The organism is Confluentibacter citreus, assembly GCF_002807055.1.
Classification (GTDB): domain Bacteria; phylum Bacteroidota; class Bacteroidia; order Flavobacteriales; family Flavobacteriaceae; genus Confluentibacter; species Confluentibacter citreus.
This window is the reverse complement of the sequence record NZ_NIXN01000001.1, coordinates 327,093-340,537: the sequence shown is the minus strand read 5'-3', so window position 1 is coordinate 340,537 and position 13,445 is coordinate 327,093. Positions and strand designations below refer to the sequence as shown.

Below are 13,445 nucleotides of genomic sequence, written 5' to 3'. Positions count from 1 at the left end.
ACTATTTTTTAACCGCTTTTTTTGTAATAACTGCTCCATTTGAAAGTTCCACTTTAGCAATATAAATGCTGTTTTTCAAAGAACTAAGAAGATATATTTCTTCACTGTTTTGACCTTTGAATTTGTATAATTCTCTTCCCAACAAATCAAAAACAGACACAGTTTTAATCCTTAAATCATTGGTAATTGTAAACTTAACAAGGTCGTTGTCCAAATCAATAATTTTTAGGGTGTTGGTATCGGCTACCAATTCATCGGTTGATAGGGATTGATTATCAAACATCACTACAAAACGGTCATTAAACTCACCAATTTCAGAAGTGAACGTATAATCGGCATCTGATAAGTTATGAACTTTATTCAATAAGTTATCTTTTAAATAAACGGTGTTATTTGTTAAAAAATTACCTTGTAATTGAGCAATGGACAACGTGTATATGGTTGCTACATTAATGTTGGTAACAAAGCCCAATTTAATAGTTTCATTGGCATCTAAACTATTGAAAGCTTTACCTTGTATGGCAAATTTTTTATTTGAGTTTTCAATTAAAGAGTAAAGTGCCGCATGTGATTTTGGGGGTACAATTTTATGGGCGTCATAATATGAACCATCATAATTATCTGTTGCTTCATTAGCATAACCAATCAAAATTTGATTAAAAACACCATTGTTCGAAGTTAAATTAATCCAAAGTTTGTTGTTAGGAGTAGTTTTGGAATTCGAGTTTTTAAAGAATTGGCTGTTATCAGGTGATAAGCTTATATCCCGCATGGAATTATTAAATTTTACTGTTCCAAAATTAGAAGCGTCATCTGAATAAGAAACAAAGAATGCTTGACCAGATGGGATGAATCCATTTGGGGTTAAACCATCTCCCCCTTGCGTTCCATCTATTCCATTATAATATGCATAATCAGAAGTGGAAAAATTCAATTGTTCATTTCCGTTTTCAGAGTTAGACGGGGCTGTATTCTGCGACCAAAAATAAATAACACCATCAAGTGTTCCGTTAGGGTTTAAGATTGCATCATACATATTTTGAGACAAAAAGGCATTTATTTCAATGGCTGATGGATAAGGGTTTCCTATTAAATTCCAATTTTTATCAGCTGTAGTAGCATCATTTCTGTAAACAGGGACATCATAAATACCATTATTAAAAGTTCCTTCAAACGTATAATCAAACTGATAAGGAAGAGGAAACATAGGAGGAGCGACAAAATTTGCTTCGCTATGTGTAGCAGCATAACCAACTCCAGGTTGCATAATTGTATTATTGTTTACCCATTGCCAATCATCGCCTTCATCATCAATATCGTCTTGCCCTAAAACTAAAATATTATTATTATTAGTTTCAGCATAAACATCATTAAATTGGAGTGCATTGAACTTAAAACGTCTGTAATATTGGGATTCAAATAGTGCAGTGCCAATAGTTTCACCAAAAACAGGAGAACTCCAATAGGTGTATTCATACCACGCATGTAAAGGTGCGGTTTTTTTAACGACAGTTATATTTCCATTGTTTAGTACTAAACCTAAATCATTATTTTGTATAAATGAACCATATGGTTGAACTGTAACAGTACTTCCTGTATCAACTAATAAATCATTCTCAACTTCAACATGATTACTATCTGCAATATTTAAGGTTGAATTATTAGAAATTGTAAGACTACAAGCTGAAAAACTACCATTTGTGAAAGTGTCGTAATTGTCTTCTATAATAACTTCTGTTGTTAAATCTGGTGTACCATTCCAATTGCTACCATTCCACGTTACTGTTCCACCAAAACAATTAGGAATTACAGAAACTAAGCCATTAACAATTATGTCATTTCCAGTACCTTCAAAACCACCTGTTCCGAGCCAATGTGTCGCCCCCCAACCATAAATTCTATATGTAATTGCTGTTGTTACAGCGGGTTGATTAACTGTAAAGCTAACAATTTGTGTTGTAGTGCCAGAAACTGTTATAACTTTTTCGGTATCGATAGTTGCAGAATATCCGTCAAGTGAACTTCTTAAGGCGATAGTATTTGGGCCTTGAACTGAACGTTGGAAATTGATTGTAATGTTATTTACATCAAGTCTATAACCAGAGTTTGGTGTAATAGTAAATTCCATATATTTTTCATATAATATGGCTTCGTTAATATTTACCTCTTCCCAGTTTAATGCATTAAATCTATCAATATTTGCATCAGGGTTTAGTCCCGTTCCTCTAGTTATTATAGAGGGAAATAGATTTGCATCGTTGGAATTTGAGGAGACAGAGATCTCGTCACCATCATTTCCAGCAAAATCAAAAGTTATTATTTGCCCAAACCCAAACCCTACAAAAAATAAGCATGTTATTAAAAAAGAGAAAAATGATTTTACAGTCGTTTTATATACCATCGCATAACTATATATTAAAATCTGGTTAGATTTGGTCTTTTAAAAATTTTAGTCATTATTTTTGGAAAAGCATGCAGCCACCCAAAAAAACATATACGTTACAAGAAGCTACCAAAAAACTGGAGCATTATTGTGTGTACCAAGAACGCAGTCATCAAGAGGTGAGACAAAAATTAATGGACATGTACATGATACCCGAAGCTATCGACGTGATCATCATCCATCTTTTAGAACACAACTTTCTTAATGAAGAACGTTTTGCCAAAGCATTTGTAAGCGGTAAGTTTAATATCAAGAAATGGGGTAAAAGTCGATTAACCTATGAACTTAAGAAAAAAGACATTTCCAAAGTTAATATAAAAGCAGCTATTGACGGAATTTCTGACGAGCATTACATCGATGTTTTTAACAGTTTAGCCAATAAAAAGGTTGATTTGATTAAAGAGTCGGATAAATGGAAGAAAAAAAAGAAATTTGTAGATTATTTCATCCGCCTTGGATGGGAATCTTATTTAGTGCATGATAAAGCTAATGAATTGATAAAATGATGCGTCATTGCGAGGAGGCACGACGAAGCAATCTGTTTCTTGTTTAGTTCTAATGATGAGATTGCTTCGTCCCTCGCAATGACGTCATTGCGAGAAGAGTAGCGACGAAGCAATCTGTTGATTTTTAGTTCTACTTTATGATATTGCTTCACTTTAGCCTGTCTGGAGGGTTCATAATGACGCTTTAAACAGCAACGCCATTTTTTCGATGGGTTCTTACAATGGCTTGTTCATTCTTCCAATCAATCCATTTCTGACCTTTTAATTGCCTCATGGCATTATCATAATAGCGCATGATGAGTAAATTGTAAACGGCTTTACTAAAATTCTTAGGATTTCGGGCAATTGCCCTTAAGCTCATCGAAAAACCAGGCGTTATGTAGCGCATGTAATGCCAGTAACCTTCGGGCATATACAACACTTCGCCGTGGTTGAGTTCAGTTTTATAACCTTGCGCTTTTTTAAGTATGGGCCATTTTTCAAAATCTGGGTTGGCAAAATCGATATCTTCCCTTGTAATTAATGAATGTGGGACTTTATATAAAAAGTCATTTTGTTTTTGGTCGAACAAAATAATCTGTTTTTTGCCTTCAAAATGAAAATGGAAAATATTTGCCAAATCAATATCATAATGCATGAATGTGTAAGAGTTCTTTCCACCAAAAAACAGCATGGGAATCCCTTTCATGAGTTTCAATCCAAAATCGGGGAACGAAAAATCCTTTTGCAATTGCGGAAGTTCCTTAATGGCATTCCATAAAAAAATACGGTATTTTGTGGGTTCGCGTTTCAGTAAATCGATATAGTCCCCCAATTTCATTTTGGCATGCGCTTCGTTAAAACCATCTTTATAATCTACAGGTCTGTCATCATAAAGCGGGACAGTAATATCACCGCCTATGGTTTTCATATAGTCTAGATTCCATTTGGTATACGCTGGCCAATGATCTATAAAACGCTCAATAACCACGGGCTTTTGTGGCTTAAAATAATGTTTTAAAAAATCCTCTTTTGTAATGGTTTTTACACGAGGAATGTCCAATAAGTTTAGTGCCAAGGCTAAAAAAGTTTAGTGAGCCAAAGTTAAGAAAACGTTATCAGATTTAAAATAGTGTTTGGGGCGTTACTTTTTTTTTTGCTCATAGAAGATTTATTATTTCTAATAAGACAGAAGATAGCATTTATAATTTTAACTTTAAAAACTGCTTTCGTACCAGTTATTGGTATCATTGTAACATTATTTTTTTAAAGATTTCGAGTAATTGTAGTTTTACTTGAAAATAATATGATATGACATTTAAAGCATTTTTTACACCAAGGTATAAGATATTAATTCACATCTTAGTAATTACCCTTTTAACTTGGGTATTTATAGATTCAATGGAATCATTACAAAGAATGAGCAAAGCATATAATTTTCATGAAAACTTTAAAATTTTTGGTAGTTTAAAAATTATAATTCAAATTTTTACGTTTTACATCTTATCATGTTTTTTGACACCTTTATTCATCACAAACAAAAAAACAGGAGCCATTTCAATTTTGCTTTATGCCATATTATATACTATCTGTATATCGTGGTTAGATGTAAACGTCACCAGTATTGTTTCTGACTTAAATTACAACCATAATTTAACCCCCAATTTAAAATCCTCTGTAAAAGCTTTTGTAGATTTTATTCCTTTAATTTTTATGTCTTGTTTATATAGCATATCAATAATGGATAAAGGTGTGTTAAATAATAATTTTACAGCCAAACAGTTAGAATTAGCAATCAACTTAGTGATTATTGGACTTGTTTTGCATTTTATCTTCTCAAATATATCTAGCTGGGCAGCCATAATAACTATTATGTATTTTACTGTGAAGCTTTTGTTTTTTTATATTAATACATTTTTTGTTACACCTATATTATTAAAGGAAAAGAAAACTGGCAAATATTTATTGTTTGTTACATGTCTGTTTGTTCTATACGTTTTACTATCTAAATATATTTACTCAATAACCCATTTTGAAATAGGACCTTTTCCAAACATCATAGTATTAAGTATGGCGTTTTTAATTGACTATCTTCTTTCTTTTGTTTATGGATATATTCGGCATAGAATTAAAACTCAAGATGTAAATTTAGGAGCAAAAGAATCAGAACTAAGCCTCTTGAAATCGCAAGTCAATCCCCATTTTTTATTCAATACTTTAAATACGTTGTATGCTACTGCTTTAGAAGAGAAAGCACCAAAAACAGCAGAAAGCACAGCCAAACTGGCAAACTTAATTAGGTATATGCAAGAAGATATCGATAAAGATTTTATACCTCTTGAAAATGAAATAAAGTATTTGCAAGATTATATTGCCATTCAAAAATTACGTTGTGTGGTAGAGCCAGAAGTTGTAACCGATTTTAGGAATGTTGAAAATCATTTTATAACGCCAGGATTATTGATTCCTTTTGTTGAAAATGCCTTTAAATATGGTATTGACCCATCAAAACCATCAAGGCTAGAAGTTTCAGTAATATGTGATGAAAACACCATTTATTTTAAATGTATAAATAGTTTTGATGATAATTACAAAACCTATTACAAAGAACAAGGCTTCGGTATTGGTATAAAAAATGCCAAACAACGATTGGAACTAGTATATCCCAAAAAACATTCTTTTGAAGTTGCAAAAGAAAACAATACCTTTTCGGTAAAAATGAGTATTAAAACTAAAGTGTAAATTAAAATGTCAGTTCGAGTAAATTTGTGAAGAATGAACAAATTAGTATCGAGAACCATGTATAAAAAATATCTCGATACTAATTTGATTTTTCTATCGGACATCAAATTCACTCGATGTGACAACCAAAATGTAAATGATGACAGCCATAGCAATAGACGACGAGCCAAAAGCCATACAGGTTATACAGCATCATATTTCAAAAATGGATAGTGTCATGCTTTTATCTCATTTTTATAATGCAAAAGATGCCATGTCTTTTTTAAAGCAAAATCCAGTTGACTTGATTTTTTTGGATATCAATATGCCACACATGTCGGGATTGGAAATGTTAAACGATTTACAACTTAAACCGCAGGTTATTTTTACTACAGCTTACACGGAGTTTGCGATAGAGAGTTATGATTATAATGCCATTGATTATCTTTTAAAACCGTTTGAATTTGATCGTTTTCAAATGGCAATACATAAAGCTGAAGAGCGAATTAATAATTTAAAAAAACAAAAGGACTTCTTTTTTATTAAGGACGGATTCAAAACTATTAAAATAGAATTTCAAGATATTTTATTTGTAAAAGGCTCTGGGAATTATCTTGACATTGTTACCAAAGAAAAAAAATACACACCAAGAATGACTTTTGTTGAACTCATTGAAAAAATTCCTTCTTCTAAATTTGTTAGAATACATCAATCATATCTTATTAACATCTTAAATATTGATAAAATAGAAAACAATAAAGTTTACATTGGGACACATCAAATACCAATTAGTAACCGTTATAAAGAAGGTTTTTTTAAACGCTTAAATTTGGAATAAAAAAAGCCGTCAGGTTTTTAAACCTGACGGACTTGTGTTTTTAGCTTAATATTCAAAACTGGTTATTCTTCTGTTTCCTTCGGGTTAGTTTTATCGGTATCTTTTGTGTTAGAAGATGTTTTGGTTTTATCGGTGGGTGATTTACTATCTAAATCCTTACCTTTTAAATATTCTGGTAATTCCATTCCAGCCATATTAAACATGTCTTGCAAAGGAGGTACCGATTGATACAGTCCAGAAAGGAAATTGGCTGTTGAAGATTTTCCATCTTTCCCATTGCCGTTTTCCCAAACAGTTACCTTATCAATTTTAATGTTTTTAATGGCTTCGGCTTGTGTTTTTACAAGCTCAGGCAATTTATCAGCAATTAATAATAGTACCGCATCTTTTGAATTGTTGCCAGCCGCTTTCACGATTTGGTCCAGACCAGCTGCTTGCTTGGTCAATATTTCATATAATCCTTGCGCTTCTGCTTGTGCTTTAAATAGAATCGCATCGGCCTCTCCTTTTGCAATTCTTCTTATTTGTTCTGCTTCAGCTTCTGCATTGATTTCTATTTTACGTTTATCAATTTCAGCAGGGACAATGACATCGGCCATTTGAGATGAACGCTCACGCTCTGCTCTGGCTACCTCTGCTAATTGTTCAGCAGCATACGATTCTTCTAAGGCTTTTGCTGTTTGTACTTTTTCTGATGCTATAGCTACGCGTTCAGCTTCAGCTTCTCTTTGACGACGTAAAGAATCTGAATTAGCAACAGCTATTTTTGCAGTATTTTCACCTTCCACAGCCTGTGCATTAGCAGCAGCCACTTGGGTTCTTTCGTCTTGTACGGCATTCGCTTCACCAATAGAACCATCCCTGTTTTTTTCGGCAACCGATTTACGAGCAGCATTAATGGCATGTGCTGCGGCTTCTTTTCCTAAAGCTTGAATGTAGCCAGACTCGTCAACAATATCGGTGATGTTTACGTTTATGAGTTTTAATCCTACTTTTTTAAGTTCAGATTCTACACTTTCAGAAATATTGGTTAAAAACTTGTCTCTATCAGAATTGATTTCTTCAATATCCATAGAAGCTACAACTAAACGTAACTGACCAAAAATAATTTCTTGAGCCAATTCTTGAATTTCGCTTTGCCCTAAGCCTAATAATCTTTCGGCAGCGTTTTGCATGATGCCAGGTTCGGTAGAAATACCAATGGTAAAACGAGAAGGCACGTTAACACGAATGTTTTGTTTACTCAACGCATTAACTAGATTAACTTCAATGGAAATAGGCGTTAAATCCAAAAATTGATAATCTTGAATAACAGGAACAATAAATGCGGCACCACCATGAATACATTTTGCGGATTGTCCACCACCAACTTTGCCATAAACTACTAATATTCTGTCTGAAGGGCATCGTTTATAACGCCTTACCAAGACGATAAAAAATATGAATACAAATAGAACTGCGGCAATAATGGTTATTGGCAGTCCGAAGCTAAAAGCGTCTTGTGTTGTAATTAATAGCATAGGTTATTTGGTTAGTTGTTCAACAATTAATATTCCGTTCTCGGTAACATCTTTTACTCTGATGACAGAACTTGATTTTAAATTAGTTTCAGAATCGGTAAGTGCTTCTAATTCGCGTAGAGCACCTTGTATTTTAACGTGCACTTTTCCTATAGATGACCGATTGGCGCCAATTGTTAGGTAGACTTCGCCAACAGATCCAATGGCATTTTTAAAATCTAAAGTACCACTATCATTAAGTTTTCGCATGTAGTAAAACATCGCGGCCATAATCGCCATCATCACTAAGCCACAAACAAAAGATATAAGAACGGTTAAGGGTTTTGAAAGACCGGCATCCATACACGCAATACCGCTCCATCCTAATATAGTAAAGAATCCAACTAGGTTTTTAAATGTTATAAATTGAAAACCTATACCTGTGTCTGACTCTATTTCTGTATCAGTGTCTAATCCATTATTATCTCCACCAATAAAGGTGAGAACAATTATAATAATAAAGATTAGTGAGGATAATAAAGCTATGACCCAATATATTTTAGGAAATAGTTCAAGACTCGAAAACCACTCTGCCATAATTATTTAGTTTAGAAAATTTATGAAATATAAAACCTTTTTATGACTTTACAATGTTATTCTGAGAGTAAAATCGACACAGTCTACTTTTGGGTTGATGTATTAAATGTTATCCTTTTTTAAGCAAAAACATTCAATATTTCATAGGTTCTTATTTACAATTTAATAAGTATCTAAAAATATCGATTTGTTACGAAAAAGAAAAAAGATTAAATTTTAGTATTAGTAAAATTTAATCTTTTTTAAAATAGCGCTTCTCAAATATGAGTGCGAATCGCTAATTGTTTCAGTTGAAATGATATCGAAGTCCAAAAAGCATATTCCCTTTAGGCATGGGCACTAAGTTTGTCTCATAATATTCCGCATTAAAAATATTGCTTGCTGTTGCCGTAATTTCCAACTGTTTTAAACTGACAATGATGGAGGCATCCCATACATTATAACTCTCACCCGAAGTTCTTTCGGCATATTTATAAACGATATTCTGACTGACGTTTTTAAACAATTGCGTACTTAACCGACTTGTAAATTGATGCCTTAACGAGTTTATGGCATATCTAGAAAAATTGACGTTAAGGGCTTTAACTTCATCTTCCAAAAAGGTATAACCTAAAGAAAGGTTCTGGTTAAAGTTGATTATTTTAAAGTAGTAAGATGTATTGATTTCAAAGCCCTTTGTATTTAAATCCCTTATATTGGTTGCCTGCCATAAATCTGGTTCATTGTCTTTTACAAAATCTATCAACTTACTGGCATCTCTATTAAAAATAGCTGCCGAAGCTGTAAAGGTTGGCGTAAAATATTTAATGCCAATTTCTTCTGAGAGCGCTTCTTCTGGTTTTAAATTTTCGTCTCCGTTGGTGGTAGGGTCGCTGTAATATAAATCGGTGTAGGTTGGTATTCTATAAGTGTACCCTATATTTCCGTAGGCTTTTAAATTGTCATTCAAGCGGTATCCAATATCAATGCCTGGAAAGGCATGAAATTTAAAATCTGAGAAATAAGTAACGGCAACACCAGGTGTAATATCCAATTTATTATCGGCTAATTTAAATTGATGTTCTAAAAATAGGGTTGTCATAAACCGATTTCTATTCCCTAAATTATTGCTTCTTAGATATATTTTAGACATATCAATACCAAAACCAGTAACACCTAGGTTTGAGGTATAAGAGGTATTAACTTCGGCGCCTATTTTATCGGTAATATGCAAGTTTCTATAAATAGATGGATCTTGCCGAACAAACACGTATTCATCTTGATTACGTTTCCAATAAATCCGTGGTGTGATTTGCCATTTTTCCGAAGCAAACTGCGTCGAAAAACCTATCAAACTATTTTGGGTTTCTTCGTATTGATTGGAGGCGGTTGGACTTGCATAAAACCCATTGGCTCCAAATTTACGTTCCGAAAACGTTGTAATCATGTCAATAGCTTGTGCCTTTTTATTGAAGGTGCTTTTAATGAAATAATTACTATTGTCGTAGTCAGTATTATAGCGATATCCATCCGATGTTAGACGGCTTACATGCACCAAATGTGATGAATTTTCAAGGCTTGAAGCCACAGTAACAGAGGAATTTAGTTGGTTGTACGAGCCTGCTTCTAAGTTTGCGGACACTGTATTTTCAGTCACTTTTTTGGTAACGATATTAATAGCGCCAGTAAAGGCATTTTGTCCAAAAACCCTAGCGGCTGGGCCTTTGATAATTTCTATGCGTTCTATAACCTCGATAGGTAAAGCGGCGTTCATGGTGTGGTGACCTGTTTGTGCATCATCCATTTTTATACCATCGATAAGTAATAAGGTTTGGTCAAAACTACCGCCACGAATGTATAAATCGGCTTGCATGCCAGCAGTACCTCTTCGGCGTATATCAATACCCGCTTCTTGTTGTAATAAATCGGCAAGATTGGTCGCGGCACTATTTTTAATTTCTACAGAAGATATGATGGATATGGTTCTGGAGTTTTCTTTAAATGGTAAGTTTATTCGAGACGAAGTGACCGTCACTTCACCAAGCGCCGTGGTGTCTTGTTTTGTAATTGGCTCGTTTTGAGCATTTACCATCATTACTGAAACCAATAGAGATAAAGCTAAAAAACCCTTGTTTTTCATAATAAATATTTGAATTATTTTTTACGGTGCAAAATTCGTAACTTTCTGGACTAGTTAAGTAGTCCACTTTTAAAATAATGGGTAGTCCGGTTAATAAGCTTTTAACGCAATTAATTCATCTCGAAAAATCGAATGCAACACCCATATATATTCAAGCTTCGCAACAAATCATTAATGCGATTCAACGCGGTTATTTAACAGAAGGGACTTGGTTGCCAGGGACACGTGTTTTTAGTCAATTATTTCATATTAATAGAAATACGGTTGTTGCTATTTATGATGAACTCGCATCACAAGGATGGGTAGAGATTATACCAAATAAAGGGACTTGTGTGTTAGTTCCAGAGCAGAAAACGGTAGCGATTAAAGCGACCTCGCAGCATGTGGATCAAGTACATGAATATTCCATAACAACAGGGTTTCCATTTCAGCCTTCTTTTAATTTAGCTTCTACGCGCGAACTAAATCAAAATAAATACAATATTAATGATGGCCAACCCGATTTGAGGTTGCATCCGACACATCAATTTTCAAAATGGTATAGCGCTTCCATGAAGCGAAAATCGTTGATTCCGAATTGGAATCAAACGTCCTTATCTTCTTATTCAACGTTTGAAATTCAATTATGTAATTATTTAAATGCCACTCGTGGCTTTCATATTAAGCCCTCAAACTTGATGAGTACAAGAAGTACAGAAATGAGTCTGTATATTGTTTCCCAATTGCTATTAAAGCCTAATGATGTTGTTTTGGTTGGCAACTTAAGTAATTATGCGGCTAATATGATTTTTCAACAGTCGGGCGCCATTGTTAGAACAATCCCCATAGATGACCACGGGATAGATGTTGAATATATTAGGACCCATTTTATAAAACATGCCATTCGTTGTATTTATGTATGTGCCCATAGGCATTATCCAACCACTAAAACGCTTAGTGCCGAACGACGTTTACAACTCATGCAACTCGCTAAAGACTATCAGTTTGCCATTATTGAGGACGATTATGATTACGATTTTCAGTTTGATGGATCGGCTATGCTTCCTATGGCAAGCTCCGATGCGAATGGGGTTATTATTTATTTGGGGAAACTGGGGCAATCCTTGTTTCCAAGTTTTCAAACGGGGTTTGTCATAGCGCCGGAGAATTTAATTTCAGAGGCAAAAAATTATTTAAAAATATTGGATAGGCAAGGTGATTTAATTCAAGAGCAAATGCTGTCCGAGCTTATTTATGAAGGCGAAATACACCGATTGATCAAAAAAAACGTACTAATTTATAAACAAAGACGTGATTTTTTATGTGAATGCCTTTCGGAACATTTTAAGCAACACGTGTTTTGGGAAAAGCCATCTGGAGGTTTAGCCTTATGGTTGCGCTTTGAACCACAAATATCCTTGGTTAAACTAGCGGAACAAGCCTCTAAGCATGATTTATTTCTTCCAAAAACGATTCTTTACCAAGACAAAAACACTTGTTGTATTCGTTTCGGTTTTGGAGATTTAACCGAAGAAGAAATAGATAGTATTGTAAAGAAATTAAAAATGGCTTATGAGTTGGTTTTACATGGTTAATCCTGTTTGGTTTATGTAGAGAAGATTAGCTTCTTTTTTTTCCATTAAAAAATGTATTTTTGGATTAATAAAAACGTCTAATTTCCATTTCTTATGAAAACCTCTCTTTTAATATTACTATTTTTTATCTCGTTTATTGGCTTTTCCCAAAATAATTATATTGTAAAAACAGATGATGGCAGACGTGTTTTGCTAAAAGCTGATTTTACATGGGAATATATTGATGGTGAATCGCCTGTGTTAAGCGGGACTGTTAAAGAAACATCAAAGCCAGTTAAAGAAAACGGGTGTAGTTTAGCTCAAGATTTTGTAGAGCCTGAGTTAGATAAAAACATTCAAATGCAATTAAAAAGAGGGCGAGCAACTATGGAGGATATAAAGAAAAAAGTGGCTAAGGAATACAAATGTGAGGTAGAAGATGTGGTATTATTATCTGCATCAGAAGATAAAGCCAAAGGAGCCTACGATTTTTGTGCTAATGGCACGAAAGTGTCTTATAAGCGAAATGGACATACTATTGTGAAGAAGGGTCAATTTCTTTAATAGTTACTTTTTAGATGGATTGGTTGTATAAGTATAAATGACTAATCCAAGTATTCAATATGGCCAGTTTTTTTTAAAGCTTCTTTATCAACTCTTCTATAATTATTAGGTTTTGTTGCGTCGAGTAAATCAATATTTAATAATTCTGAAATCTCATATCCTATTGCAAAAGCATCTTCAAAAGTATATTTTTCATATAATTCCCAATGTTTATTTCTGTCATACCACAAATTTACTTCAAATATTTTCTTTCCATCAATAAGGGGTTCATGAAAAATTGAAACATATTCGTAATTGTTTATTGTCTTCCATTCACCTAATTTAATAGGGCCTACCTCAAAAGTTGATCTAAATTTTGATTTTTCTAAATCGATATACACACTTTTATGAAATGAAAATGAAATCCCAAAAGTGATTAAAAGGGTAAATCTTTTTATATGGTGTCCAAAATTTCTAGGATCCCTTTCATTCCATTCAACATATGATATAACATATGCTAAATAGGCAATTGCAATTGTAAAAAAGAGTGACGCTACAATGCGTTGCCATAAAGGGCGTTGTCTTTCAGATACAATAATATTTTTGTCCATAATTCAAATATAAGAAAAGGTTTTTCTCAAAAAATT

At 33.4% G+C, this 13,445-nt stretch carries 11 protein-coding genes; 5 read left to right on the top strand and 6 right to left on the bottom strand.

Annotated features, from left to right (window positions below; genetic code table 11):
- Window position 1: 1 nt before the first annotated feature.
- Entirely contained in the window at window positions 2–2,401 is a 2,400-nt protein-coding gene (locus tag CDH49_RS01450) for a T9SS type A sorting domain-containing protein (protein ID WP_100613533.1), read from the bottom strand.
- A gap of 71 nt (window positions 2,402–2,472) precedes the next feature.
- Between CDH49_RS01450 and CDH49_RS01445 the strand changes: the two genes are divergently transcribed.
- A complete protein-coding gene (locus CDH49_RS01445) occupies window positions 2,473–2,949 on the top strand; it encodes a regulatory protein RecX (RefSeq protein ID WP_100613532.1) in 477 nt (158 codons plus the stop codon).
- Window positions 2,950–3,133: 184 nt separating this feature from the next.
- Here the strand turns inward: CDH49_RS01445 and CDH49_RS01440 are convergent, their stop codons facing one another.
- On the bottom strand, window positions 3,134–4,006 hold the full coding sequence (locus CDH49_RS01440; RefSeq protein ID WP_100613531.1) for a cupin-like domain-containing protein: 873 nt from the start codon (window positions 4,004–4,006) through the stop codon (window positions 3,134–3,136).
- 233 nt (window positions 4,007–4,239) lie between these two features.
- On the opposite strand from CDH49_RS01440, the gene CDH49_RS01435 reads away from it, so the two are divergent.
- Both CDH49_RS01435 and CDH49_RS01430 read left to right on the top strand, forming a co-directional pair.
- On the top strand, window positions 4,240–5,670 hold the full coding sequence (locus tag CDH49_RS01435; protein WP_100613530.1) for a sensor histidine kinase: 1,431 nt from the start codon (window positions 4,240–4,242) through the stop codon (window positions 5,668–5,670).
- Window positions 5,671–5,806: 136 nt separating this feature from the next.
- Complete coding sequence (locus CDH49_RS01430) at window positions 5,807–6,487, top strand: LytR/AlgR family response regulator transcription factor (protein ID WP_100613529.1); 681 nt, start codon at window positions 5,807–5,809, stop codon at window positions 6,485–6,487.
- 62 nt (window positions 6,488–6,549) lie between these two features.
- Here CDH49_RS01430 and CDH49_RS01425 read toward each other — a convergent pair whose 3' ends face one another.
- From CDH49_RS01425 to CDH49_RS01415, 3 genes are all read right to left on the bottom strand, one after another.
- The gene (locus CDH49_RS01425) at window positions 6,550–8,007 is read right to left on the bottom strand and encodes a flotillin family protein (RefSeq protein WP_100613528.1); all 1,458 of its coding nucleotides are present in this window, start codon (window positions 8,005–8,007) and stop codon (window positions 6,550–6,552) included.
- A 3-nt stretch (window positions 8,008–8,010) separates the two neighbouring features.
- Window positions 8,011–8,583, bottom strand: a complete 573-nt coding sequence (locus tag CDH49_RS01420) for a hypothetical protein (RefSeq protein WP_100613527.1) — start codon at window positions 8,581–8,583, stop codon at window positions 8,011–8,013.
- Window positions 8,584–8,869: 286 nt separating this feature from the next.
- On the bottom strand, window positions 8,870–10,702 hold the full coding sequence (locus CDH49_RS01415) for a TonB-dependent receptor plug domain-containing protein (protein WP_100613526.1): 1,833 nt from the start codon (window positions 10,700–10,702) through the stop codon (window positions 8,870–8,872).
- Window positions 10,703–10,779: 77 nt separating this feature from the next.
- Here CDH49_RS01415 and CDH49_RS01410 point away from each other — a divergent pair, with 77 nt between their 5' ends.
- Together CDH49_RS01410 and CDH49_RS01405 are read left to right on the top strand one after the other, a co-directional pair.
- A complete protein-coding gene (locus CDH49_RS01410) occupies window positions 10,780–12,276 on the top strand; it encodes an aminotransferase-like domain-containing protein (protein WP_193434706.1) in 1,497 nt (498 codons plus the stop codon).
- Between the two features lie 93 nt (window positions 12,277–12,369).
- On the top strand, window positions 12,370–12,819 hold the full coding sequence (locus CDH49_RS01405; protein WP_100613524.1) for a DUF3157 family protein: 450 nt from the start codon (window positions 12,370–12,372) through the stop codon (window positions 12,817–12,819).
- Between the two features lie 41 nt (window positions 12,820–12,860).
- On the opposite strand, the gene CDH49_RS01400 is transcribed toward CDH49_RS01405, so the two are convergent.
- The gene (locus tag CDH49_RS01400) at window positions 12,861–13,409 is read right to left on the bottom strand and encodes a hypothetical protein (RefSeq protein WP_100613523.1); all 549 of its coding nucleotides are present in this window, start codon (window positions 13,407–13,409) and stop codon (window positions 12,861–12,863) included.
- Between the last annotated feature and the right edge of the window lie 36 nt (window positions 13,410–13,445).